Annotated in this window: 18 protein-coding genes; 12 read left to right on the top strand and 6 right to left on the bottom strand. The window is 65.6% G+C overall.

The window, feature by feature from the left end; translation table 11 throughout:
- Positions 1–86 precede the first annotated feature (86 nt).
- From PIN01S_RS01190 to argA, 4 genes are all read left to right on the top strand, one after another.
- On the top strand, positions 87–764 hold the full coding sequence (locus PIN01S_RS01190) for a TIGR00153 family protein (protein WP_084333084.1): 678 nt from the start codon (positions 87–89) through the stop codon (positions 762–764).
- Positions 765–804: 40 nt separating this feature from the next.
- Entirely contained in the window at positions 805–2,067 is a 1,263-nt protein-coding gene (locus PIN01S_RS01185; RefSeq protein WP_084333083.1) for an inorganic phosphate transporter, read from the top strand.
- Between the two features lie 120 nt (positions 2,068–2,187).
- Positions 2,188–3,342, top strand: coding sequence for an acetylornithine deacetylase (gene argE / locus PIN01S_RS01180; RefSeq protein WP_084333082.1), 1,155 nt, complete (start codon positions 2,188–2,190; stop codon positions 3,340–3,342).
- 139 nt (positions 3,343–3,481) lie between these two features.
- Positions 3,482–4,780 carry an amino-acid N-acetyltransferase gene (gene argA, locus PIN01S_RS01175; RefSeq protein WP_084333081.1) on the top strand — a complete coding sequence of 433 codons (1,299 nt, stop codon included), beginning with the start codon at positions 3,482–3,484 and terminating at the stop codon, positions 4,778–4,780.
- Positions 4,781–4,876: 96 nt separating this feature from the next.
- On the opposite strand, the gene rmf is transcribed toward argA, so the two are convergent.
- From rmf to PIN01S_RS01155, 4 genes are all read right to left on the bottom strand, one after another.
- Entirely contained in the window at positions 4,877–5,101 is a 225-nt protein-coding gene (gene rmf / locus PIN01S_RS01170; protein WP_084333080.1) for a ribosome modulation factor, read from the bottom strand.
- Positions 5,102–5,249: 148 nt separating this feature from the next.
- Positions 5,250–6,833: a glutamate--cysteine ligase gene (gshA, locus tag PIN01S_RS01165; RefSeq protein ID WP_084333078.1), complete on the bottom strand. Its 1,584-nt coding sequence runs from the start codon at positions 6,831–6,833 to the stop codon at positions 5,250–5,252.
- A gap of 110 nt (positions 6,834–6,943) precedes the next feature.
- Positions 6,944–7,327 carry a PaaI family thioesterase gene (locus PIN01S_RS01160; protein ID WP_084333076.1) on the bottom strand — a complete coding sequence of 128 codons (384 nt, stop codon included), beginning with the start codon at positions 7,325–7,327 and terminating at the stop codon, positions 6,944–6,946.
- Between the two features lie 116 nt (positions 7,328–7,443).
- Entirely contained in the window at positions 7,444–9,768 is a 2,325-nt protein-coding gene (locus PIN01S_RS01155; protein ID WP_084333074.1) for a Tex family protein, read from the bottom strand.
- 220 nt (positions 9,769–9,988) lie between these two features.
- On the opposite strand from PIN01S_RS01155, the gene ompR reads away from it, so the two are divergent.
- The 3 genes from ompR (at position 9,989) to PIN01S_RS01140 (ending at position 15,989) form a co-directional block, all read left to right on the top strand.
- Positions 9,989–10,717 (top strand): osmolarity response regulator transcription factor OmpR, encoded by a 729-nt coding sequence (gene ompR, locus PIN01S_RS01150; RefSeq protein ID WP_084333072.1) that lies wholly within the window; start codon positions 9,989–9,991, stop codon positions 10,715–10,717.
- An 82-nt stretch (positions 10,718–10,799) separates the two neighbouring features.
- Positions 10,800–12,113 carry an ATP-binding protein gene (locus PIN01S_RS01145; protein WP_084333070.1) on the top strand — a complete coding sequence of 438 codons (1,314 nt, stop codon included), beginning with the start codon at positions 10,800–10,802 and terminating at the stop codon, positions 12,111–12,113.
- A gap of 96 nt (positions 12,114–12,209) precedes the next feature.
- Positions 12,210–15,989 (top strand): bifunctional diguanylate cyclase/phosphodiesterase, encoded by a 3,780-nt coding sequence (locus PIN01S_RS01140; RefSeq protein WP_084333068.1) that lies wholly within the window; start codon positions 12,210–12,212, stop codon positions 15,987–15,989.
- Between the two features lie 29 nt (positions 15,990–16,018).
- On the opposite strand, the gene rimK is transcribed toward PIN01S_RS01140, so the two are convergent.
- Both rimK and rimB read right to left on the bottom strand, forming a co-directional pair.
- Complete coding sequence (rimK, locus tag PIN01S_RS01135; protein WP_084333066.1) at positions 16,019–16,924, bottom strand: 30S ribosomal protein S6--L-glutamate ligase; 906 nt, start codon at positions 16,922–16,924, stop codon at positions 16,019–16,021.
- Positions 16,921–17,391: a retropepsin-like aspartic endopeptidase RimB gene (gene rimB, locus PIN01S_RS01130; RefSeq protein WP_084333064.1), complete on the bottom strand. Its 471-nt coding sequence runs from the start codon at positions 17,389–17,391 to the stop codon at positions 16,921–16,923. Before rimB ends, rimK begins: the two co-directional genes overlap by 4 nt.
- 102 nt (positions 17,392–17,493) lie before the next feature.
- On the opposite strand from rimB, the gene PIN01S_RS01125 reads away from it, so the two are divergent.
- The 5 genes from PIN01S_RS01125 (at position 17,494) to PIN01S_RS01105 (ending at position 24,391) form a co-directional block, all read left to right on the top strand.
- Positions 17,494–17,886 (top strand): RNA-binding S4 domain-containing protein, encoded by a 393-nt coding sequence (locus PIN01S_RS01125; RefSeq protein ID WP_084333062.1) that lies wholly within the window; start codon positions 17,494–17,496, stop codon positions 17,884–17,886.
- A 300-nt stretch (positions 17,887–18,186) separates the two neighbouring features.
- Positions 18,187–19,080 carry an Hsp33 family molecular chaperone HslO gene (hslO, locus tag PIN01S_RS01120; RefSeq protein ID WP_084333060.1) on the top strand — a complete coding sequence of 298 codons (894 nt, stop codon included), beginning with the start codon at positions 18,187–18,189 and terminating at the stop codon, positions 19,078–19,080.
- A gap of 154 nt (positions 19,081–19,234) precedes the next feature.
- Positions 19,235–20,779, top strand: coding sequence for a phosphoenolpyruvate carboxykinase (locus tag PIN01S_RS01115; RefSeq protein ID WP_084333058.1), 1,545 nt, complete (start codon positions 19,235–19,237; stop codon positions 20,777–20,779).
- 263 nt (positions 20,780–21,042) lie between these two features.
- Entirely contained in the window at positions 21,043–22,983 is a 1,941-nt protein-coding gene (locus PIN01S_RS01110; RefSeq protein WP_084333056.1) for a RecQ family ATP-dependent DNA helicase, read from the top strand.
- Positions 22,984–23,179: 196 nt separating this feature from the next.
- Positions 23,180–24,391, top strand: a complete 1,212-nt coding sequence (locus PIN01S_RS01105; RefSeq protein ID WP_084333054.1) for an aldose 1-epimerase family protein — start codon at positions 23,180–23,182, stop codon at positions 24,389–24,391.
- Positions 24,392–24,402: the final 11 nt, after the last annotated feature.

The raw sequence follows: 24,402 nt of genomic DNA, 5'->3' as shown, positions 1-24,402 counted from the left end.
GAAAAAGTTGCAGCCCGATGACGCATGCTGGCAGGTCCACGGGGCGATCCGTATACTTGCCGCCTCTTAAAAACGGGGTTCACCCTATGCCAACCAATCCCTTCGTCAGTCTGTTCGGCCGGTCGCCCATCGGCCCGATGCAACAGCACATCGCCAAGGCCCACGAGTGCGCGGCGAATCTGATGCCCTTCTTCCAGGCTGTAGTGGCGGAAGACTGGGACAGAGTGGAACAGGTGCAGCAGGAGATGGTGCGTCTGGAGAAGGAAGCCGACAAGCTCAAGAAGAGCGTGCGCCTGCACCTGCCCAAGAGCCTGTTCCTGCCGGTTCCGCGTTCGGATCTGCTGGAGCTGCTGAGTGTACAGGACAAAGTCGCCAACCGCGCCAAGGACATCGCCGGCCTGATGCTCGGCCGCTGCATGACCGTGCCGGAAGCCCTGCAGCCGCTGATGCTGACCTACGTCCAGCGCACCGTGGACGCCAGCGCCCAGGCACTGAAGGCGATGAACGAGCTGGACGAGTTGCTGGAAACCGGTTTCGGCGGCCGCGAGGCGGTGCTGGTGGAAAACCTGATCGAAGAGCTGGACGCCATCGAGCAGGACACCGACCGTCTGCAGATCGAAGTGCGCCGCGGCCTGTTCAAACTGGAAAAGGATCTCCCCCCGGTCGATGTGATGTTCCTCTATCAGATCATCGACTGGATCGGCGACGTCGCCGACCGTGCCCAGCGCGTGGGCAACCGACTGGAACAATTGCTGGCGCGATGAGCGCCAGCGTCCTTTCTGGGATTCGAACGAGAAAACGCTTATGTCTCTGATCACGGACTACGGTTTCGTACTCCTGCTGCTTGCCTGCCTGTTCGGTTTCTTCATGGCCTGGGGCGTGGGTGCCAACGACGTGGCGAACGCCATGGGGACCTCGGTGGGCTCGCGAGCCCTCACCATCAAGCAGGCGATTGTCGTCGCCATGGTCTTCGAATTCTGCGGTGCTTACCTGGCAGGTGGCCAGGTCACCGAGACCATCAAGAGCGGCATCGTCGATGCGTCGCTGATTTCGCCTGAGCTGATGGTGCTGGGCATGATGTCGGCGCTGCTGGCGGCGGGGACCTGGCTGCTGATCGCGTCCATGAAGGGCTGGCCGGTCTCCACGACCCACTCCATCGTCGGCGCGGTGATCGGTTTCGCGGCCGTCGGCATTTCCATGGATGCGGTGAAGTGGAGTGGCGTCGGCCCCATCGTCGCCAGCTGGGTGATTTCTCCGGTGCTGTCCGGCGTGGTCGCTTTCGGCCTGTTCATGAGCGTGCAGAAGCTGATCATCGACACCGACAGCCCGTTCAAGAACGCCAAGCGCTTCGTGCCGCTGTACATGTTCCTCACCGGCTTCATGGTGGCGGTGATGACGCTGTCCAAGGGGCTCAAGCACATCGGCCTGAACCTCAGCAGCAACCAGAGCCTGCTGCTGGCCGTGGCTGTCGGTGTCCTGGTCATGCTGCTGGGCGTCGCGATCCTCAGTCGCATCCATGTCGATGAGGAAGCGGACAAGGCGTTCCACTTCTCCAGCGTGGAGAAGGTCTTCGCCGTGCTGATGATCTTCACCGCCTGCTCCATGGCCTTCGCCCATGGCTCCAACGACGTGGCCAACGCGGTCGGTCCGCTGGCCGCCATCGTCGGCGTGATCCAGTCCGGCGGCGAGGCGGTGGGTGCCAAGGCCGCGCTGCCGAGCTGGGTGCTGCTGCTCGGCGCCGTGGGGATCGTCATCGGCCTGGCCACCTACGGCTACAAGGTGATCGCCACCATCGGCAAGGAAATCACCGAGCTGACTCCGAGCCGTGGCTTCGCCGCCGAGTTGGCCACCGCCACCACCGTGGTGGGTGCCTCGGCCATCGGCCTGCCGGTATCCACCACCCACACCCTGGTCGGTGCCGTGCTGGGCGTCGGTATCGCGCGGGGTATCGGTGCGTTGAACCTGGGTGTGATCGGCTCGATCTTCATGTCCTGGATCATCACCCTGCCGGTGGGTGCGGCCCTGTCGATCCTGTTCTTCCTGATCCTCAAAGGCATCTTTGCCTGACCGTCGAAGGCGGACACGCGCCCTGCGTGTCCGCCAGACCGCTGCATTCCGACGGGCGGGGCCGGTTTATTCCGTTGCGGCGATGGTCCATGATGGAGGCCTGCTGCCGGAGAATCGCCGATGCCCGTTCCCTCCCTCAAAGACGCCTTCGCCGCGCTGATCGCCGCGCCCTCGGTGAGCTGTACCCAGCCGCACTGGGACCAGACCAACCGACCGGTGATCGATCTGCTCGCCACCTGGCTGGGTGACCTCGGCTTCGCCTGTGAAGTGCAGGAGGTGGTGCCCGGCAAGTTCAACCTGCTCGCCAGCTACGGCAGCGGCCCCGGCGGGCTGGTGCTGGCCGGCCACAGCGACACCGTGCCCTTCGACGCCGCCCTGTGGAAGAGCGATCCGCTGCGCCTGGACGAGCGCGACGGCCGTTGGTACGGCCTCGGCAGTTGCGACATGAAGGGCTTCTTCGCGCTGATCGTCGAGGCGGTGCGGCCGCTGCTCGCGCAGCCGTTCAAGCAGCCGCTGCTGATCCTCGCCACTTGCGACGAAGAAAGCTCCATGTCCGGCGCCCGTGCCCTGGCCGATGCCGGACGGCCGCTCGGTCGCGCCGCGGTGATCGGCGAGCCGACCGGACTGCGGCCGATCCGCCTGCACAAGGGCGTGATGATGGAACGCATCGATATCCTCGGCCGTAGCGGTCACTCGTCCGACCCGAGCCTCGGGCATAGCGCCCTGGAGGCCATGCACGAGGCGATCGGCGAGTTGCTGGCGCTACGCAGCCAGTGGCAAAAGGAATACCGTAACCCGCTGTTCAACGTACCGCAGCCGACCCTCAACCTGGGCTGCATCCATGGCGGCGACAATCCCAATCGCATCTGCGGGCAGTGTTCCCTGGAGTTCGATCTGCGTCCGTTGCCGGGCATGGCGCCGGAGCACCTGCGCCTGGAAATCCGCCAACGCCTGCAACCGCTGGCCGAGCGGCACCAGGTGAAGATCGACTTCGCCCCGCTGTTTCCTAGCGTGCCGCCCTACGAGCAGGCCGCCAACGCCGAACTGGTGCATGTGGCCGAGCGGCTCACCGGCCATGCCGCCGGTGCGGTAGCCTTCGGCACCGAGGCGCCGTATCTTCAGCAGCTCGGTTGCGAAACCCTGGTGCTCGGCCCCGGCGATATCGCCTGCGCCCACCAGCCTGACGAGTACCTCGAGATGGCGCGCCTGGAGCCGAGCGTCCGGCTGCTGCGCGAGCTGATCCAGCACTATTGCCTGAGCCCGAGTGGAGTCTGACCGTGTTGCGACGATGACGACGGACTGCCCTCTCCCCAACGGGAGAGTTCGGGAAAGCCGGCGGATGAACCGTCTTTCCCTTGTCGCTCCGCTTCCATGACGGAAGGGGAGAGCCATCAGAATCACTACAGGCTCATTCATGCTCGATTACGTCAATTGGCTCCGCCACGCATCTCCCTACATCAACTCGCACCGGGACCGGACCTTCGTGGTCATGCTGCCCGGCGAGGGGGTGGCCCACCCGAACTTCGGCAACATCGTCCATGACCTGGTCCTGCTGCACAGTCTCGGCGTACGCCTGGTACTGGTCCACGGCTCGCGCCCGCAGATCGAGGCGCGCCTGGTCAACCGCGGCCTGACACCGCACTTCCACCACAACCTGCGGATCACCGACGGCCCCACCCTGGAGTGCGTGATCGATGCCGTGGGGCAATTGCGCATCGCCATCGAGGCGCGCCTGTCGATGGACATGGCGGCCTCGCCGATGCAGGGCTCTCGTCTGCGCGTTGCTGGCGGCAACTTCGTCACCGCGCGGCCGATTGGCGTGCTCGAGGGCGTCGACTATCACCATACGGGCGAAGTGCGGCGGGTCGACCGCAAGGGGATCGGCCGCCTGCTCGACGAGCGCGCCATCGTGCTGCTGTCGCCGCTCGGCTATTCCCCCACCGGGGAAATCTTCAACCTTGCCTGCGAGGACGTGGCGACGCGCGCGGCCATCGACCTGGCGGCCGACAAGTTGTTGCTGTTCGGCGAGGAACGCGGCCTGCTCGACGAGCAAGGGCGTTTGATTCGCGAGTTGCGTCCGCAGCAGGTGCCGACGCACCTGGCACGGCTCGGCGCCAGCTACCAGGCCGAACTGCTCGACGCCGCGGCCCAGGCCTGCCGGGGTGGGGTGAAGCGCAGCCATATCGTCAGCTACCAGGAGGATGGCGCGCTGCTTACCGAACTGTTCACCCGCGACGGCGGCGGCACCCTGGTCGACCAGGAGCAGTTCGAGCAATTGCGCGAGGCGACCATCGAGGACGTCGGCGGCCTGATCGACCTGATCAGCCCGCTGGAGGAGCAGGGCATCCTGGTGCGTCGTTCGCGCGAAGTGCTGGAGCGGGAGATCACCCAGTTCAGCATCGTCGAGCGCGACGGCCTGATCATTGCCTGCGCGGCGCTCTATCCCATCGCCGATTCGGACGCCGGTGAACTGGCCTGCCTCGCGGTCAACCCGGAATACCGCCACGGCGGGCGTGGCGACGAACTGCTCGAGCGCATCGAGGAGCGGGCCCGCCAGCAGGGATTGAAGACCTTGTTCGTGCTCACCACGCGTACCGCGCACTGGTTCCGCGAGCGTGGCTTCGAGCCCAGCAGCGTCGAGCGCCTGCCGGCTGCGCGGGCGTCGCTGTACAACTACCAGCGCAATTCGAAGATTTTCGAGAAATCGTTGTAGGTATTTATCGTGCTGGGATTGGGAGGGTGGCGCCTGTCAGACCGATCCCGGATTGCTCCGCGGCTTATCCGGGCTACCGACGGGTAGGGCGCAGCGTCAGGCGCGCTTGGTCTGGGGCTGGCGGCCGGAGGCGAGCAGTTGCTCGTGCCCGTCGTCCCAGCCGGCTTCCCAGGCGGCGGCCACGACATCGGCGGGGTAGGGTTGCTGGTCGATCGGGTGGCCGGTCAGACCTGCCATATAGCCTTGCTGGTAGGCCTTCGTCAGGCTTTCCAGGCTCCATTGGCTGTCATCGTTGTCGAGAGAGGCGTCGGACGGCGCCATGCGGGGCTCGCTTTTCCGAAATTTCCGCTCATCCTAGCCGGCCACGCGACGTCTCGCCGGACTGTCTATCCCGCCAAACGCCGCCACTTGTCGGTTTTGTGATGGGCTGCGCGACTTCGTCGTGCGGCCCGTCCAGGCATGTTGAAGGTTAGATGGCGATGCCGAGGATGCTGGCCTGATAGGCCTCGACGAAGGTATCGAAATCGCCGACCTGGGTGCGTTCCAGCTCCTCCTGTTCGGCCAGGGACTGCTGCACCTGAGCCTCGTACTCCGCCATTTCTGCCTCGCTCAGCGGTCGCCCACGGAAATACTCGGCGTGCGTCCGACTCTGGCGCAGGGCGAAACCGACGAAGCTTTCACGGTGCTCGCGCAAGGCGTCCAGTACCCGCGCGGATGGCGTCAGGCGGGCGTCGTCCACCTTGGCGCGCTGGGCCGCCAGGGCGTCGGCATGGACACGGCCGCCGTGGCTGCGATCGAGCAGGTCGGCGACCCGTGCGATGTCGTCGAGCAGTTCGTGGGCCCAAGTCTTCAGCTCCACCGCTTCGCCGTTCCGCTGCAGATGCAGGCCGGGGCGACGGCCTTCCTTTACCGTCTTGAGGAAGTTGTTGGTGCAGGCGCGGCACTCGTCGCCAGCCAGCGGCGGACTGTCCTGCAGGGCGCAGTAGAGCAGGAAGGCATCGAGGAAGCGCGCGCTGGTCAGGTCGATACCCAGTGGCAGGAAGGGGTCGATGTCCATGCAGCGCACTTCGATGTACTGCACGCCGCGCGCCGCCAGCGCCTGGATCGGCCGCTCGCCGGTGTGGGTCACGCGCTTCGGGCGGATGCTCGAGTAGTATTCGTTCTCGATCTGGATGACGTTGGTGTTCAGTTGCAGCCACTCGCCGTCGCGCTGGGTGCCGATCTCGACATAGGGCGGGTAGGGTGTGCCGACCGCCTGGCGCAGGCTGGCCAAATAGCTGTCGAGGCTGTTGTAGCAAGGCGTCAGGCCGGCCTGGGCGTTGTTCTGGTAGCCCAGGTCGCTCATCCTCAGGCTGGTGGCCCAGGGCAGGTAGAGGGTGTCCTCGTCCAGGGTTTCCAGTTGATGCGGGTTGCCGCGCAGGAAGCCCTTGTGCAGCGCCGGCGAGGCACCGAACAGGTACATCAGCAACCAGCTGTAGCGGCGGAAGTTGCGGATCAGCGCGATGTAGCGCGCCGACTGGTAGTCGCGGTCGCTCTGCGGGTCGCCTTCGGCGGCCTTGAGGACCGGCCAGAGCGTCTCGGGCAGGCTGAAGTTGTAGTGAATGCCGGCGATGCACTGCATGGTCTTGCCGTAACGCAGCGCCAGACCCTTGCGGTAGACGTACTTGAGGCGGCCGATCAGCGAGTCGCCGTAGCGGGCGATGGGAATGGTCTCCTCGTCCGGCAACTGGCTGGGCATCGAGGCGCTCCAGAGGAACTCCCCGTCGAGCCTGGCGTAGACGAAGCGGTGGATGCGATCCAGGTCGTCCAGTGTCAGCGCCGGGTCCTGCTCGGCCGGCGTGATGAACTCCAGCAGGGCCTCGGAATAGTCGGTGGTGATCTGCGGATGGGTCAGCGCGGAACCCAGCGCGGCGGGGTGCGGGCTCAGCGACAGCTGGCCATCGGCATCCACACGCAGGCATTCCCGCTCGATGCCGTGCAGGCACTGTGCGAGCAGGGAGAGAGGGGCGCGCTCGCCGAGCAGGGCCAGGCGGCGGGAAAGGAGGTTGCTCAAGAGTCAGTTTCCTAGGCAGTGTCGCGCCAATATGGGGGCAGCGCGGCGTGTCTACAAGAGGCCAGGGGTATCCAGGCTTTTCATCATAGAGCCTAGGGGCCCCTTCGGCGTTACAGCTGAGCGAAGGTGCCTTGTCCCTTGGCGACGAGGGTGTCGCCCTGGCGAATGTCGGCTTCCACCACCAGGGTGGTGCGGCCGGCATGCAGGACGCGGGCATGACAGATCACATCGCCCTCGCCGACGGCGCGGATGTAGTTGATCTTGCATTCCAGGGTCACGCTCTGCCGGTCGAAACCGTGGGCGGTCGAGCAGGCCAGGCCCATGGCGGTGTCCATCAGGCTGAACAACGCGCCGCCATGCAGCTTGCCGCCCCGGTTGCGCAGGTGGTCGGCCATACTCAGGGCGATCTCGGCTTCGCCTTCGCTCAGGCGATGCACGCGGCAGCCGATGAGCCGGCTGAAGTTGCTGAATTGCAGGTCTTCGGGGATATCCATGGGCAACTCCTGCGGTTTCCCGGAGGAGGCGAATCCATTCGCCCGCCTTGGGTTCATTTGGCGAATGAATTCGCCCTACTGACGAAGCCCGAGACTGGCTGGTCGCGGGCGTTCGGTCACTTCTTCTTCAGTTGCTTGGCGTTGGCGAACAGCGCGGCCATGGCGCCGCCGCCGGCCGGTTGTGCGCCGCCCGTGCTGCGTGCGGCCTGGGGCTGGCGCGGTTGGCCGCCACGGTTGGGCTGGCCGCCGCCGCGCGGGCCTTCGACCTTCTCGCCGGGGGTGTCGCTCATGCGCATGGACAGGCCGACGCGGTTGCGCGGGATGTCCACCTCCATGACCTTGACCTTGACGATGTCGCCGGCCTTGACCACTTCATAGGGGTCTTTGACGAACTTCTCCGAGAGCGCGCTGATGTGCACCAGACCGTCCTGGTGCACGCCAATGTCGACGAAGGCGCCGAAGTTGGTCACGTTGGTCACCACGCCTTCCAGCACCATGCCCGGCTTGAGGTCCTTGAGGGTTTCCACGCCGTCCTGGAACTCGGCGGTCTTGAACTCGGGGCGCGGGTCGCGGCCGGGCTTGTCCAGTTCGCCGAGGATGTCGGTGACGGTCGGCAGGCCGAACTTCTCGTCGGTGAACTTCTTCGGATCGAGGCGCTTGAGGAATGCCGAGTCGCCGATCAGCGAGCGGATGTCGCGGCCGGTGTCCTGGGCGATGCGCTGCACCAGCGGGTAGGTTTCCGGGTGCACCGCCGAGGCGTCCAGCGGGTTGTCGCCGTTCATCACACGGAGGAAGCCGGCGGCCTGTTCGAAGGTCTTCTCGCCGAGGCGCGGGACCTTCTTCAGTTCATCGCGGGACTTGAACGCACCGTTCGCATCGCGGAATTGCACGATGTTCTGCGCCAGCGTCGTGTTGAGGCCGGAAATCCGTGCCAGCAGTGCGGCGGACGCCGTGTTGACGTCCACCCCGACGGCGTTCACGCAGTCTTCCACCACGGCATCCAGCGAGCGTGCCAGCTTGAGCTGGGAGACGTCGTGCTGGTACTGGCCGACGCCGATGGATTTCGGGTCGATCTTCACCAGCTCGGCCAGCGGGTCCTGCAGGCGGCGGGCGATGGACACGGCGCCGCGCAGGGACACGTCGAGATCGGGGAATTCCTTCGCCGCCAGCTCGGAGGCCGAGTACACCGAGGCGCCGGCCTCGGACACCATGATCTTGGTGAGCTTGAGGCCCGGCACCTTCTTGATCAGGTCGCCGGCCAGCTTGTCGGTCTCGCGGCTGGCGGTGCCGTTGCCGATGGCGATCAGGTCGACGCCGTGCTTGGCGCAGAGCTTGGCCAGCACCGCGAGGGTGCCGTCCCAGTCGTTCTTCGGCGCGTGGGGGTAGACCGTGGCGGTTTCCAGCAGCTTGCCGGTGTTGTCCACCACGGCCACCTTGACCCCGGTGCGCAGGCCCGGGTCGAGACCCAGGGTGGCGCGCGGGCCGGCCGGCGCGGCCAGCAGCAGGTCGTGCAGGTTACGGGCGAACACGCTGATTGCCTCGTCTTCCGCTTTTTCGCGCAGCTCGCCGAGCAGGTCGGTTTCCAGATGGGTGTAGAGCTTGACCTTCCAAGTCCAGCGCACCACCTCGCCGAGCCATTTGTCGGCAGCACGGCCCTGGTCCTTGATGCCGAAGCGCTCGCCGATCATGCCTTCGCACGGGTGCATGATGCCCGGCGCTTCGTCGCCGACCTTCAACGCGACGCTCAGCACGCCCTCGTTGCGGCCGCGGAAGATCGCCAGGGCACGGTGGGACGGAGTGCCCTTGAGCGTTTCGTCGTGTTCGAAGTAGTCGCGGAACTTGGCGCCTTCGGTTTCCTTGCCGGCGACCACGCGGGCACTGAGGGTGGCGTTGTCCTTGAGGAAGCCGCGCAGGCGGTCGAGCAGGGTGGCATCTTCGGCGAAGCGCTCCATGAGGATGTACTTGGCGCCTTCCAGCACGGCCTTGACGTCGGCGAAGCCCTTTTCCGCATCGACGAAGCGGGCCGCTTCGGCTTCCGGCGCCAGGGTCGGGTCGCCGAACAGGGCGTCGGCCAGCTCGCCGAGGCCAGCTTCCAGGGCGATCTGGCCCTTGGTGCGGCGCTTCTGCTTGTACGGCAGGTAGAGGTCTTCCAGGCGGGTCTTGGTGTCGGCGAGGTTGATTTCGCGGGCCAGTTCCGGGGTCAGCTTGCCCTGTTCCTCGATGCTGGCGAGGATCGCGGCGCGGCGCTCTTCCAGTTCGCGCAGGTAGCGCAGACGCTCCTCCAGATGGCGCAGCTGGGTATCGTCGAGGCTGCCGGTCACCTCTTTGCGGTAACGGGCGATGAAGGGCACGGTGGAGCCTTCGTCGAGCAGCCCCACGGCGGCGGCAACCTGTTGCGGACGGACACCGAGCTCCTCGGCGATACGACTGTTGATATCCATGAATGCACTTACCTGACAGATAGACACGCGGGCCGGTCCGGCCGTGAAAGGGCGGCATTATACCTAGGGGGCGGCGGGCGTCAGGTCGCTGGCGCCGATAAATGCGCACCAGCCGATGAAAGCGCCGGCTCCGCCCGGGGAAAAATCTGCTAACAATGGTCGCGGCGGTGCGGGTGGCGTCTGCGCCATAATCCGCACCATGTCCTGGTCTGGAGACGCTATGAACACTGCCCCCGTTGAAGGCGAAAAAATCCTCGTGGTCGACGACGACGCCCGTCTGCGGCGTCTGCTCGAACGTTTTCTCGACGAACAGGGCTACCGCGTGCGGGCGGTGGAGAACGTCGAACAGATGGATCGCCTGCTCGCCCGCGAGCTGTTCAACCTGGTGGTGCTCGACCTGATGCTGCCGGGCGAGGACGGCCTCTCCGCCTGCCGCCGCCTGCGCGAATCGAACAACCAGATCCCGATCATCATGCTCACCGCCAAGGGCGACGAGTCCAGCCGCATCCAGGGTCTGGAACTGGGCGCCGACGACTACCTGGCCAAACCGTTCAACCCACGCGAGCTGCTGGCGCGTATCAAGGCCGTGCTGCGTCGCCAGGCGCCGGTGGTGCCGGGCGCGCCGGCCAGCGAAGACGAAACCGTGCGTTTCGGCGACTACGAACTGTCCCTCGGTACCCGCGAACTGAAGCGCGGCGATGAAGTGCACATGCTCACCACCGGCGAGTTCGCCGTGCTCAAGGCGCTGGTTCAGCATGCCCGCGAGCCGCTGACCCGCGACAAGCTGATGAACCTCGCCCGCGGCCGCGAGTGGGACGCCCTGGAGCGCTCCATCGACGTACAGATTTCCCGCCTGCGCCGGCTGATCGAGCCGGACCCGTCCAAGCCCCGCTACATCCAGACCGTCTGGGGCGTCGGCTACGTGTTCGTTCCGGATGGAAATAAATGAAGCAACAAGCTACATGCCACAAGCTGCAAGAAAGAGCGGACGGTGTAACTACTTGTAGCTTTAAGCTTGGAGCTTGCAGCTGATGAAGGCTCCCCTCTGGTTCCCGCAAAGTTTCTTCGCCCGCACCCTCTGGCTGGTGCTGATCGTGGTGCTGTTTTCCAAGGCGCTGACCCTCGTCTATCTGATGATGAACGAGGACGTCCTGGTGGACCGCCAGTACAGCCACGGCGCGGCGCTCACCCTGCGCGCCTACTGGGCGGCCGAGCCTTCGTCGCGCGACGACATCGCCCGCGAGGCCGGGCTCACGCTGGTCCAGCGCGATGCCGTGCCGCTCAGCGAACAGCACTGGCCGTACAGCGAAATCTTCCAGCGCCAGATGCGCACCGAGTTGGGGCCGGACACCGAGGTGCGGGTGCGGGTGAAGAGTCCGCCGGCGCTCTGGGTGTACGCGCCGAGCCTGGGCGACGACTGGCTGAAAGTGCCGCTCTATCCGCACCCGTTGCGCGGGCAGCGTATCTGGAACGTGCTCGGCTGGTTCCTCGGGATCGGCCTGCTCTCCACCGCCGCCGCCTGGATTTTCGTCCGCCAGCTCAGCGCGCCGCTCAAGCGCCTGGTGTTCGCCGCCCGCCAGGTCGGCCAGGGCCGTAGCGTGCGCTTGCCGATCGGCAATACGCCGAGCGAGATGACCGAGGTCTACCGGGCCTTCAACCAGATGGCCGAGGACGTCGAACAGGCCGGCCGTGAGCGCGAACTGATGCTTGCCGGCGTCTCCCACGATCTGCGCACCCCGCTGACCCGCTTACGCCTGTCCCTCGAACTGCTGGGCAACGACAACGAGTTCGCCGAGGACATGGTGCGCGACATCGAGGACATGGACGCCATCCTCGATCAGTTCCTCGCCTTCATCCGCGACGGTCGCGACGAGCCGGTGGAAGACGTCGATCTCGGCGAGCTGGCCCAGGAGGTGGTGGCGCCGTTCAACCAGAAGGGTGAACAGGTACGGCTGTGCCTGGAGCAAATCCCGCCGATCCCGCTGCGCCGGGTGTCGGTCAAGCGGCTGCTGACCAACCTGGTGGAAAACGCCCTGCGCCATGGCGGCCAGCAGGTCGAGGTGGCCGCCTACGTATCCGGCGACTGCCGTGCGCCCTACGTGGTGCTCAGCGTGCTGGACCGCGGCCCCGGTATCGACCCGACGGAAATGTCCGACATCTTTAACCCCTTCATTCGCGGCGACCGCGCCCGGGGCGGCAAGGGCACCGGCCTCGGCCTGGCCATCGTCAAGCGCATCGCCGCGCTGCATGGCGGCAGCGTGGAACTGCGCAACCGTTCCGGTGGCGGACTGGAGGCCAGGGTGTGCCTGCCGTTGGGGTTGATGCTGCCGCGCGACGCGGTCTGACACGGGACGACCGTTCGGGCATAACGCCAGCACGGCATGCAGACGGGCCACCGGCTGCTGAACTATGCTATGGCGGCGCTTTGCCATGAGGTCGCTATGCCCGTTGTATCCGACCGCCAGCCCCGATGGACCTGGTGGCTGCCCCTGCCGTTGTTCCAGCTGGGCACCTGGTTATCCCTTTCCACCCAGTTCTCCAGCGGGGTGGCGATCTGGTATGTGCCCTTCGCCCTGGGATTGGCGTTCAGCCTCTGGTGGGGGCCACGGATACTCCCCGCGCTGTTCCTCAATGCGCTGTTGAGCGTGCCGTTGTGGGATCTGGACTGGCACTGGGCGCCGCTGCATGCCCTGCCGGAAACCCTGGCCGTGGGGCTGGGCTGGCTGATGACCGCCCGGCGCGGCTTCGATCCGGCGCTGAACGAATTCAATCATCTGCTGCGCTTCATTCTGCTCGGTGTGCTGCTGCCGTCCTCGATGGTGGCGCTCGGCGTGCAGGGCAACCTCGTCATCACCGGCCATCTGCCGGCTGGCGACTGGCTGCATGCCAGCCTGGCCCTCGGATTGGCCGACAGCCTCAGCGTCCTGGCCATCGCCCTGCCGTTGCTGCATTTCGGCACCCCTCCGCTGCGCCGCAAGGGCTGGTTGCGCGCGGCGCCCGACAGCGCGGCGACGATTGACGAACCCGTTCCGCAGCGCCTGCCGCCCTGGCCTCTGCTGTTGGTCCTGCTGGTTGGCCTGCCCGGCCTGCTGGTGGCCTTGCCCTGGTTGCAGACCTTGCCGCTGATCGGTTTCGCCATGCTGGTCCTGGCCCTGGTCTGGGGTTTTCCCGGTGCGCTGTGCGGCGCCGTGCTGACCAGCCTGCTGGTCCTGGCGCTGCCGCTGGTGGCGCCGCTGCAGACCCAACCGGAGTGGTTCGGCCCGCAGCGCACCAGTCTCCACCTCAGCGTGCTGTTGATGATGATCGCGATGCTCCTGGTGGGTCGCAGCCTCAGCGACATGCGCCGGGCGCTGGCGCGCAGCGCGCGGATGCAGCAGCAACTGGCGCTGGCCAACCTCGCCCTGGAGGCCAGCCCGCTCGGTGTCAGCATCGCCGACGCGCGTGCCGAGGGGCTTCCGTTGATCTATTGCAACCCGGCGTTCCAGCGCATCAGCGGCTATTCCCGCGCCGAGACGCTGGGGCAGCCTAGCGATTTCCTGCTCGGCAGGGACCAGGGCCAGCACGAACTGCCCCGCATGCAGCATGCGCGCAACCGGGGCGAGACCTGCCAGGTGGTGCTGCGCAACTACCGCAAGGACGGCCGGCCGTTCTGGAACGAAGTCACCGTGGCGCCGATGCGCGACGAGCGGGGCATCAGCCACTTTCTCAGCCTGCAACATGACGTCACCAGCCGCGAGCGGCTGGCCCAGGAACTGGCCAAGCGTCGCGAGGAGCTGCTGCGCCAGACCCATCTGCTGACCCAGACCGAAACCATCGCCGACCTCGGCGGCTGGGTGCTGGAACTGCCCGGCTACCGGATGTTCTGGAGCGAAGGCAGCTACCGCATCTTCGAGCGCGAACCCGGCGACGGTGCGCTGGAGTACCGCCAGGCCCTGGCCTACCTCGACGATGACAGCCGCGAACTGGCCTGGACCACCCTGCGCCAGTTGTTCAAAGGGCAGGACAGCTTCGATATCGAGTTGCACCTGAGCACCGCCCGCGGCAATCCGCGCTGGGTCCGCGCCCGCGGGCTGGTGGAGCGCGATGGCGAGCGGGTGATCCGCATCTACGGCGCGCTGCAGGACCTGACCGCGCGCAAGCAGGCCGAGCGCCAGTTGCAGGAACGCGACGAGCGTCTGCGGCTGTTCTTCGAAGCACCGCTGATCGGCATGGCCCTGACCACCCCCGAGCAGCGCTGGGAAGAGGTGAATTACAAGCTGTGCAGCATTCTCGGGCGGTCCCGCGAAGAGCTGAACGCCACCACCTGGGCAGCCATTACCCACCCCGACGATCTCCCGGCCGACCAGGCGCGCCTGGAGGAATTGCAGGACGGCTCGCGGGATGGCTACGAGCTGGAGAAACGCTTCCTGCGTCCGGACGGCAGTCCGGTCTACACCCGCGTCAGCGTTCGCGCGGTACGCGATGCCGACGGCCGGCTGGAAGCCTGCCTGACCCTGGTGGAAGACATCAGCGACCGCTACGAAGCCGAAGCCCGTTACCGCACCCTGGTGGAGCATGCGCCGGAAGCCATCCTGGTGTTCGATACCGAGCGCGGCATCGTCGAAGCCAACGAGAACGCTGCCCGCCTGTTCGGTCTGCCCCGCGAGCAGTTGCTCGGCAAGCGTCCGGCGCATTTCAGTCCGGTGTTGCAGGGGGGCGGCGAGTCGTCAGAAGAGGTCGCCAGCCGCCAGATCGAGGCGGCGCTCGCTGGCGAAGCGCCGGTGTTCGACTGGCTGGTGCGCGATGCCGCCGGCCGCGTGCGCCCTTGCGAGGCACGCCTGGTCCTGCTGCCGGGCGGGGAAGGGCGGTTGGTCCGCCTGAGCTTCACCGATATTTCCGAGCGCCAGCGTTATCAGCGGGAAATCGAACGCCTGGCCTATAGCGACGAACTGACCGGGTTGCCCAACCGCCGCCTGCTGCTCGACCGCCTGCAGCACGCCATGGCCCGAGAGCAGCGGGAAGGCCGATATGGCGCCTTGTTGTTCATCGACCTCGACCACTTCAAGACGGTCAACGACAGCCTCGGCCACCCGGTCGGCGACGGCCTGTTGCGCGAAGTCACGGCGCGTCTGGCCGGCGGTCTGCGCGCCGAGGACACCCTGGCGCGGCTCGGCGGCGATGAGTTCGTGGTCTTGCTGGAGGCCATGGCGGATACCCCGGAAGTCGCCGCCGAGCATGCCGCCGAGGTGGGCGAGAAGCTGCTGGCCAGCCTGATCGGCGGCTATCGCATCGACGGCCACGAACTGTCGATCAGCGCCAGTATCGGCATCTCCTTGCATCCCCTCGGCGGCCAGGCTGCAGCCGATGTGCTCAAGCAGGCGGACACCGCCATGTACCGGGCCAAGCAGGGCGGGCGCAACGCGTTGCACTTCTTCGCCCCCGAGATGCAGGCCGCCATCGACCAGCGCCTGCAACTGCAGAACGAACTGCGTCAGGCCATGACGCGTGGCCAGTTGCGCCTGGTGTTCCAGCCGCAGCTGTCACTCGCCTCCGGGCGCGTGGCCGGGGCCGAGGTGCTGGTGCGCTGGTCGCATCCCGAACGCGGTGAAGTCACTCCCACCCACTTCATCGCGCTGGCGGAAGAAACCGGGATGATCCACGAACTCGGCAATTGGGTGCTGGAGCAGGCCTGCGCCGCGTTGGCGCGCTGGCGAGTGCAGTGGCCGGAACTGGTGTTGGCGGTGAACATCAGCCCGCGCGAGCTGCGCCAGCCCGACTTCGCCCAGCGCATCAGCAGTTGCCTGCAACGCCATGGCGTGCCGGCTGCCGCGCTGGAGCTGGAGATCACCGAAGGCGTCCTGCTGGAAGACGCCGAGCAGTGCATCGCCGCCATGCAGGCACTGAAGCGGCTCGGCGTGCGTTTCGCCATCGATGACTTCGGTACCGGCTATTCGTCGCTCACCTACCTCAAGCGCCTGCCGCTGGACCGGCTGAAGATCGACCGCAGCTTCGTCGGCGATCTCGATGGCGAAACCAGCGGTGCGATGCTGGTGGAGACCATCCTGGTGATCGCCCGCAACCTGGGTCTGGAGTGCGTGGCCGAGGGCATCGAGAGCCAGGTCCAGCTGGACAGCCTGCGCCGCCACGGTTGTGCCCTGGGGCAGGGATTTCATTTCAGCCGGCCGCTGAACGAAACCGCCTTTCTCGCCTGGATGGATGCGCGCGAGAGTCACATCGCCTAAGTGAATGGGGGGACTCACCCCTCAAGCCCTTACCCCTTGCCCTTGGTCCGCGTCAGGTTCGGCCCGCCGTTCTTTTCCAGATACTGGATGATCATCCCGGCGACGTCCTTGCCGGTGGTCTGCTCGATGCCTTCCAGGCCGGGCGAGGAATTCACTTCCATCACCAGCGGCCCGTGGTTGGAGCGCAGGATGTCCACCCCGGCCACGTTGAGGCCCATCACCTTGGCCGCGCGGATCGCCGTCATGCGTTCCTCGGGGGTGATCTTGATCAGGCTGGCGGTGCCGCCGCGGTGCAGGTTGGAGCGGAATTCGCCGGGCTTGGCCTGGCGCTTCATGGAGGCGATCACCTTGTCGCCCACCACGAAGCAGCGGATGTCCGCGCCGCCGGCTTCCTTGATGTATTCCTGGACCATGATGTCCTGCTTCAGGCCCATGAACGCCTCGATCACCGATTCCGCCGCCTTTTCCGTCTCGCAGAGCACCACGCCCATGCCCTGGGTGCCTTCCAGCACCTTGATCACCAGCGGGGCGCCGTTGACCATCTGGATCAGATCGGGGATATCGTCCGGCGAGTGGGCGAAGCCGGTCACCGGCAGGCCGATGCCGCGCCGGGAAAGCAGTTGCAGCGCGCGCAGCTTGTCGCGCGAGCGGGCGATGGCCACCGATTCGTTGAGCGGGCAGACGCCCATCATCTCGAACTGGCGCAGCACCGCACAGCCGTAGAAGGTGATCGACGCGCCGATGCGCGGGATCACCGCGTCGAAGCCCTCCAGCCGCTTGCCGCGGTAATGGATCTGCGGCTTGTGGCTGGCGATGTTCATGTATGCACGCAGGGTGTCGATCACCACCATTTCATGACCACGTTGCTCACCGGCTTCCACCAGACGACGAGTCGAATACAGACGCGGATTGCGCGAAAGCACGGCAATTTTCATTGGGCACCAGCGAGAGAGGGGAGCGAGGGTTTGTCCTGGACATAGGAAAGCGCGGGGTTGACCACCAGTTGCCCCTCGACCAGGGCCTTCGAACCCAGCAGCACGCGGTAGCGCATGGCCTTGCGGCAGGTCAGGGTGAATTCCACCGGCCAGGCGCGGTCGCCGAGGGACAGCGTGGTGCGGATGACGTAGCGGCTCTGGGCCTGGCCGTTCGAACTCTTGATCGTCTTCACCGCCACCAATGGCGCTTCGCAGTGGCGATGGCGCAGCTGCACCAGGGTGCCGAGGTGCGCGGTGAAGCGCACCCAGGGCGCGCCGTCGCGCTCGAACTCGACGATCTCGGTGGCGTGCAGCGCCGAGGTGCTGGCACCGGTGTCGATCTTCGCGCGCAGGCCGGCCACACCCAGGTCGGGGAGGGCGATCCACTCGCGCAGGCCGATCACGGAAAGGTGGTCGAACGTCTTCAAGGTAGGCTTTCCGAATGAATTGGCGGCATTCTAGTTGGGGCAAATGACAACCGCATCCATCGCCGTGTCCAACAGAAGAGACGGTAGCCGAAGAGTGACGCAATGAACGAAAAAGACGACGACAAAGTCCGCCTGGACAAATGGTTGTGGGCCGCACGCTTCTACAAGACCCGTGCCCTGGCCAAGGCGGCCATCGAGGGCGGCAAGGTGCACTGCCGTGGCGAGCGCTGCAAACCGGCCAAGGAACCCCGGGTGGGCGATGAACTGACCATCCGCACCGGGTTCGACGAGCGTACCGTCGTGGTCCGCGCCCTTTCCGGCGTCCGCCGGGGCGCGCCGGAAGCGCAGGCGCTTTACGAGGAAACCGCCGACAGCATCCAGCGCCGCGAGCAGGCCGCCGCGCTGCGCAAGGCCGGTGCCCTCGGCATCCAGACCGACGGCCGTCCGACCAAGAAGCAGAGGCGGCAGATTCATTTTTTCCGCGACGGCGCTTAGAACCTGTTTACGATCTGCTGCGCGTCGGCCCTGCTGCGTTGAAAACAGGCTCGGACTGCTCATTTACAACTCGTAAACTCCGCGTCCTCGCCTGTTTTCGCCTTGCATGGCTCTAGCTCGCGAGATCGTAAACAGGTTCTTAGGCCACGGGCTTCGAGCGGTCGCGGGCCGGCGATCGCCCCGGCTTGGAGAGGCTGGGGGTTATCCCCTAGAATTCCGGTCTTTCCTCCCCGAATCCCGTGACGGGCGCGCCAGGCGCGGCCCGCCGTGATTCCTTCACTCCGCGACGACCGGTTCCCTATGCACGATTTCGATCACACCCAGCGGTTCCTCTTCGAAGACACCGACATCCGGGGCGAACTGGCCACCCTGAACGACAGCTACGGCCACGTCCTGGCCAAACACCCCTACCCGGAACCGGTGGCGCAACTGCTGGGCGAGATACTCGCCGCCGCGGCATTGCTGGTCGGCACCCTCAAGTTCGATGGGCTGCTGGTACTCCAGGCGCGTTCCGCCGGCGCCGTGCCGCTGCTGATGGTGGAATGCTCCAGCGAGCGTGAAGTGCGCGGCATTGCCCGCTACCACGCCGAGCAGGTGCTGCCGGGCGCCGACCTGCGCAGCCTGATGCCGGAGGGCGTGCTGACGATCACCGTCGATCCGCGCCAGGGTCAGCGCTACCAGGGTATCGTCGCCCTCGAGGGCGCCAATCTGGCCGAGTGCCTGTCCGGCTATTTCGCCACCTCCGAGCAATTGCCGACGCGCTTCTGGCTCAATGCCGACGGTCGCCGCGCTCGTGGCCTGCTGCTCCAGCAACTGCCGGCCGACCGCCTCAAGGACCCGGAAGAGCGCGAAGCCAGCTGGCAGCACATGACCACCCTGGCCGACACACTGACCGCCGAAGAACTGCTCGGCCTGGACAACGAGACCCTGCTGCGCCGCCTCTATCACCAGGAGACCGTGCGGCTGTTCGACCCGCAGGCATTGGAGTTCCGCTGCAGTTGTTCGCGGGAACGTTCGGCGAACGCCCTGGTCAGCCTCGGCCAGCAGGATGCCGAGCTGCTGCTCGACGAAAACGACGGTACAGTCGAGATCGATTGCCAATTCTGCAACCAGCGCTACATCTTCGACGCCGCCGATGTGGCTCAATTGTTCGCCGGTGGCGGGAGCGGGGCTCCGTCCAAGACCCGGCACTGAATCTGCATGACCAGGGAACCTTTGACCGGATCAGAGGTTCCTACCCACCGCGCGCTTTTCTGGCATAATCGCGCCCACTTTTTTCGCTGTAGCGAGGCCTGCGTCTCACTACAAAACGTTCGAAGGACTCGGCCTCTGGCCGACGGGGACCCACATGATGCAAGCCAACCACGCCGTCTACACCGACATCAGCACTGCACAACTGGTCGAAGAGGCCATCCGTCGCGGTGAAGGCGAACTGGCCGCCAACGGATCGCTGGTGGTGAAGACCGGTCATCGTACCGGCCGCTCTCCGGCCGACCGCTTCATCGTCGAAGAGTCGACCACCCAGGCTGCCATCGCCTGGGGCGCGATCAACCGGCCGTTCCCGGCGGACAAATTCGACGCCCTCTGGGCCCGCGTCGAAGCCTACCTCGGCGAGCGCGACCGCTTCGTTTCCCACGTCCACGTAGGGGCTGATCCGGCGCACTACCTGCCGGTCAAGATGACCACCGAAACCGCCTGGCACAACCTGTTCGGCCGTTGCCTGTTCATCAACCCCGAGCAGTTCAACCCGGCTTCCAAGAGCGAGTGGCTGATCCTCAACGCCCCGTTCTTCGAGTGCGACCCGGCCCGTGACGGCACCAACTCCGACGGCTGCGTGATCATCAACTTCGCCGCCAAGAAGGTCCTCCTCGCCGGCATGCAGTACGCCGGTGAAATGAAGAAAGCCATGTTCTCCGTGCAGAACTTCCTCCTGCCGGACGCCGACGTGCTGCCGATGCACTGCGCCGCCAACATGGGCGAAGAGGGCGACGTGACCCTGTTCTTCGGTCTCTCCGGCACCGGCAAGACCACCCTCTCCGCCGACGAAAGCCGCTACCTGATCGGCGACGACGAGCACGGTTGGGGCGTGGGCAGCGTGTTCAACATCGAAGGCGGCTGCTATGCCAAGTGCATCGACCTTTCCGAAAAGAACGAGCCGGTCATCTGGAAAGCCATCCAGTTCGGCGCCGTGCTGGAAAACGTCGTGCTGCACCCGGAAACCCGCCAGCCTGACTATGCCGACGGCAGCCTGACCCAGAACACCCGCGCCGCCTACCCGCGCGATCTGATCGAGAAGCGCGTCGACGCCAACCGCGCCGGCGAGCCGAACGCCGTGATCTTCCTGACCTGCGACCTGACCGGCGTGCTGCCGCCCGTGTCGATCCTCAACGAAGAGCAGGCTGCCTATCACTTCCTGTCCGGCTATACCGCCCTGGTCGGCTCCACCGAAATGGGCTCCGGCGGCGGCATCAAGTCCACCTTCTCCACCTGCTTCGGTGCGCCGTTCTTCCCGCGTCCGGCCGGTGAGTACGCGGAGCTGCTGATCAAGCGTATCCGTGGCTTCGGTTCCAAGGTCTACCTGGTCAACACCGGCTGGACCGGCGGTGGCTACGGCGTCGGCAAGCGCTTCAACATCCCGACAACCCGTGGCGTGATCGCGGCGATCCAGAGTGGCGCGCTGATCGGTGCCGAGACCGAGCACCTGCCGATCATCAACCTGGACGTGCCGAAGACCGTTCCGGGTGTCGAGACCAACCTGCTCAACCCGCGCAACACCTGGGCAGACCAGAACGCCTACGACGAGGCTGCCAAGGCCCTCGCCAAGCAGTTCATCGAGAACTTCAAGAAGTTCGACGTCTCCGACGCCATCCGCAACGCCGGCCCGCAGCTCTGAGCCGAGCGTTCATGAAAAAGCCGCCTCCGGGCGGCTTTTTCGTTATCGGGGCTCGCCGTGAGCCTGACGTAGCCCGGATAAGCCCAAGCGCAATCCGGGACCGTGCTCCGTTGGCGAATGAATTCGCCGCTGCAAGCGAGACGTTCGTGGCGGGCAAAATCGCCAACTCCGTCCAGTGGGGCGGCAGGATCGGTTCACGGATTCACCCACGACCGCTGCGTTAAGGTTTAACCCTCATCGAGCGGTCAAAGGAGTGACACCCCATGCTCAAGCAAAGCCTTCAACGCGTGTTTGGCTATGCCGCGTTCCGTCCCGGCCAGGAAGCGGTCGTCGAAAGCGTGGTCGCCGGCCGATCCGCGGCGGCGATCTTTCCCACCGGTTCCGGCAAATCGCTGTGCTACCAACTGCCGGCCCTGCACCTGCCGCACCTCACCCTGGTGGTCTCGCCCCTGCTGGCGCTGATGCAGGATCAACTGGCTTTCCTCCGCCGGCACGGTATCGCTGCCGCCAGCATCGACTCGGCGCAGAGCCGCGAGCAGGTCAGCGAGGTGATGAGCAAGGCCAAGGCCGGCGAGCTGAAGATCCTCATGATCTCGGTGGAGCGCCTGAAGAACGAACGCTTCCGCCACTTCATCGCCCAGGTGCCGATCTCCCTGCTGGTGGTGGATGAAGCCCACTGCATCTCTGAATGGGGCCACAACTTCCGCCCGGACTATCTCAAGCTGCCCGACTATCAGCGCCAGTTCGGCATCCCGCAGGTGCTGCTGCTCACCGCCACCGCGACGCCTCCAGTAATCGCCGATATGCGGGCGAAATTCGCCATCGCTGCCGAAGACGTCGTTACCACAGGGTTCTACCGACCCAATCTCAACCTGCTGGTCGAACCGGTGAGCGGGCGCGACAAGCTGCGCCGGCTGGTCGACTGGCTGTCCAGCCGCTCGGGCCAGCCGAGCGTCGTCTACGTCACCCAGCAGAAAACCGCCGAACAGGTGGCCGAGCACCTGAGCCGGCATGGCATCGCCGTTAGCGCCTACCACGCCGGCATGCCCCACGAGAAACGTGAGGCGACCCAGCGCCAGTTCATGGAAGGGCGGTTGAACGGCATCGTCGCCACCATTGCCTTCGGCATGGGCATCGACAAGTCGGACATCCGCAACGTGGTGCACTACGACCTGCCGAAATCCATCGAGAACTACAGCCAGGAAATTGGCCGCGCCGGCCGCGACGGGCAGCCGTCCGACTGCCTGGTGCTGGCTAACCGCGACAGCCTCAATGTGCTGGAAAACTTCGTCTACGGCGATACCGCCGAGCGCGATGGCATCCGCTGCGTGCTCGATGAACTGCTGGCCGCACCTGACGGGCAATGGGAGCTGATGCTCAACGCGCTCTCCGAGCAGAGCAACATCCGCCAACTGCCGTTGAAAACCCTGCTGGTGCAACTGGAGCTGCGCGGCCTCATCGCCCCGCGCTATGCCTATTTCGCCGAGTATCGCTTCAAGTACCTCATCGAGCCGGAGACGCTGGTCGGCCATTTCGATGGCGAGCGGCGTCAGTTCGTCGAGGCCATCGTGCAGACCTCGGCCCGTGCTCGCACCTGGTGCACCGTGGATTTCGACGCCCTCTATCGGAACCACCGCGCCGAGCGCAGCCGGGTGGTCAAGGCGCTGGACTGGTTCCAGGAAAAAGGCTGGATCGAACTGGAAAGCAAGCAGATGACCGAGGTCTACAGCGTGCTCCGGCGCGACTTCGACGCCGAGGTCCTGAGCGGCGAGCTGCATGGCTACTTCAAGCAGCACGAAACCAGTGAAATCGCCCGCATTCACGCCATGCTCGCGTTGTTTGCCAGCGACCACTGTCTCAGCCATCGCCTGGCCGACTACTTCGGCGACCACGACGCCCCGATGCGCTGCGGCCACTGCTCGGTGTGTCACGGCCTCGTCGCCCGGCTGCCCGAGCCGCCCGCGCTGCCGCCGCTGGAAGGGCAGGATGTGAACGCTCTCTGCGGCGACTTCATCCAGCGCTACCAGGCCTTGAAAGCCGGCCACCCCAGTGCCGAATGCCTGACCCGCTTCCTCTGCGGCATCAGCGTGCCGCTGTTCACCAAGCTGAAAGCCAAGGGCATTACCGGCTTCGCTTCCCTGGAAGACTACCCCTACGCCGCGGTGCGTACCTGGGTGGAGACGTATTCGGGAGCCTGTTCGTAGGGGCGAATTCATTCGCCCATCCGGGGCGCCTCATCGAGTGGCTGTAGGAGCGAGCTCTGCTCGCGAATGAGCCGCAGAGAAGCTTCGCCAGCAGAGCTGGCTTCTACGAAGGCAGGTAGATGCTGGTTTTTGGGTTTGCAAGCTGAATCGATTCAGCTAATTTTACCCAACCCGAACAACAACAAAGGACTTCACCATGCACTGCTCCCGCCTGCTCGTCGGCCTCGCTGCCTGCTTTTCCCTGCCCGCCATGGCCTGGGAACGTGTTCTCATTGACGCCGATACCCCGGCGCAGAACTGGCGTGTCACCAGCGAAGAGCTCGGCATCAAGGCCGACCGGCCCTTCAGTGTCAGCCTGCGCACTCTGCATGGCGGCCGACAGGAAGGCGTCAGCCTGATCGACATCGATAACGGCGCCATGACCCTCACCGTCATTCCCACCCGCGGCATGAACGTCCTCCGCGCCCAGGCTGGCGACGTGCGCCTGGGCTGGGATTCGCCCGTGAACGAAGTGGTCAACCCGGCCTTCATCGAACTCAACGGCCGTGGCGGGCTGGGCTGGTTGGAGGGCTTCAACGAGTTGGTCACCCGCTGCGGCTACGAATGGGTCGGCCACCCCGGTGTGGACAACGGCGAGTTGCTCACCCTCCACGGCCGCGCCGCCAACATCCCGGCCTCCCGCGTGGTACTGGAAATCGACGAGAAACCGCCGTACCGCATCCGCTTGCGCGGCGAGCTGCAAGAAAAAGCCTTCAAGAAAGTGGACTTCAGCATCCACACCGAACTGGCCGTCGAGCCTGGTGCCACGGCCTTCAGCCTTCACGACACCCTGACCAACAACGGCGACTATCCCAAGGAATACCAGGCGCTGTACCACAACAACTTCGGTTCCCCGCTGCTGGAAGAGGACGCCCGCTTCGTCGCCCCGGTGAAGCAGGTCTCGCCCTTCAACGACAAGGCCAAGGGCGATCTCGCCACCTGGCAGACCTATCGCGCACCGACGCCGGACTACGACGAAACCGTCTACAACGTCATCCCCTATGCCGACGAGCGCGGCGACACCCTTGCCATCCTCCACAATAAGGCCGGCGACCGGGGCATCGCGGTGGGCTTCAATACCCAGCAGTTGCCGGTGTTCTCCCTGTGGAAGAACACCGACACCCAGGGCCAGGGTTACGTCACCGGTCTGGAGCCCGGCACCAGCTTCTCCTACAACCGCCGCTACCAACGCCCGCTTGGCCTCGTCCCGAGCATCGGTCCGAAGGAACAGCGCCACTTCGACGTGCGTTTCCAACTCCTCGCCGACAAAGTCGCCGTGGACAAGGCCGTGAAGCAGGTCGACAGCCTCCAGGCCGGCCGCAAGACCGAAGTCCGCCAGGTGCCGCTGGTCGATCTGAGCAAGGACTGACCGGATAGTGA

This window comes from Pseudomonas indica NBRC 103045 (genome assembly GCF_002091635.1).
Classification (GTDB): domain Bacteria; phylum Pseudomonadota; class Gammaproteobacteria; order Pseudomonadales; family Pseudomonadaceae; genus Pseudomonas_M; species Pseudomonas_M indica.
Note: the sequence above shows the minus strand (reverse complement) of the source record. Positions and strands in the feature narration are given on the sequence as shown.

What these genes read in the sequence shown, in the direction of transcription:
- PIN01S_RS01190 (WP_084333084.1), top strand. Translation starts at nt 87, where the DNA reads ATGCCAACCAATCCCTTCGTCAGTCTGTTCGGCCGGTCGCCCATCGGC.
- PIN01S_RS01185 (WP_084333083.1), top strand. Translation starts at nt 805, where the DNA reads ATGTCTCTGATCACGGACTACGGTTTCGTACTCCTGCTGCTTGCCTGC.
- argE (WP_084333082.1), top strand. Translation starts at nt 2,188, where the DNA reads ATGCCCGTTCCCTCCCTCAAAGACGCCTTCGCCGCGCTGATCGCCGCG.
- argA (WP_084333081.1), top strand. Translation starts at nt 3,482, where the DNA reads ATGCTCGATTACGTCAATTGGCTCCGCCACGCATCTCCCTACATCAAC.
- rmf (WP_084333080.1), bottom strand. Translation starts at nt 5,101, where the DNA reads ATGGCGCCGTCCGACGCCTCTCTCGACAACGATGACAGCCAATGGAGC.
- PIN01S_RS01160 (WP_084333076.1), bottom strand. Translation starts at nt 7,327, where the DNA reads ATGGATATCCCCGAAGACCTGCAATTCAGCAACTTCAGCCGGCTCATC.
- PIN01S_RS01155 (WP_084333074.1), bottom strand. Translation starts at nt 9,768, where the DNA reads ATGGATATCAACAGTCGTATCGCCGAGGAGCTCGGTGTCCGTCCGCAA.
- ompR (WP_084333072.1), top strand. Translation starts at nt 9,989, where the DNA reads ATGAACACTGCCCCCGTTGAAGGCGAAAAAATCCTCGTGGTCGACGAC.
- PIN01S_RS01145 (WP_084333070.1), top strand. Translation starts at nt 10,800, where the DNA reads ATGAAGGCTCCCCTCTGGTTCCCGCAAAGTTTCTTCGCCCGCACCCTC.
- PIN01S_RS01140 (WP_084333068.1), top strand. Translation starts at nt 12,210, where the DNA reads ATGCCCGTTGTATCCGACCGCCAGCCCCGATGGACCTGGTGGCTGCCC.
- rimK (WP_084333066.1), bottom strand. Translation starts at nt 16,924, where the DNA reads ATGAAAATTGCCGTGCTTTCGCGCAATCCGCGTCTGTATTCGACTCGT.
- PIN01S_RS01125 (WP_084333062.1), top strand. Translation starts at nt 17,494, where the DNA reads ATGAACGAAAAAGACGACGACAAAGTCCGCCTGGACAAATGGTTGTGG.
- hslO (WP_084333060.1), top strand. Translation starts at nt 18,187, where the DNA reads ATGCACGATTTCGATCACACCCAGCGGTTCCTCTTCGAAGACACCGAC.
- PIN01S_RS01115 (WP_084333058.1), top strand. Translation starts at nt 19,235, where the DNA reads ATGATGCAAGCCAACCACGCCGTCTACACCGACATCAGCACTGCACAA.
- PIN01S_RS01110 (WP_084333056.1), top strand. Translation starts at nt 21,043, where the DNA reads ATGCTCAAGCAAAGCCTTCAACGCGTGTTTGGCTATGCCGCGTTCCGT.
- PIN01S_RS01105 (WP_084333054.1), top strand. Translation starts at nt 23,180, where the DNA reads ATGCACTGCTCCCGCCTGCTCGTCGGCCTCGCTGCCTGCTTTTCCCTG.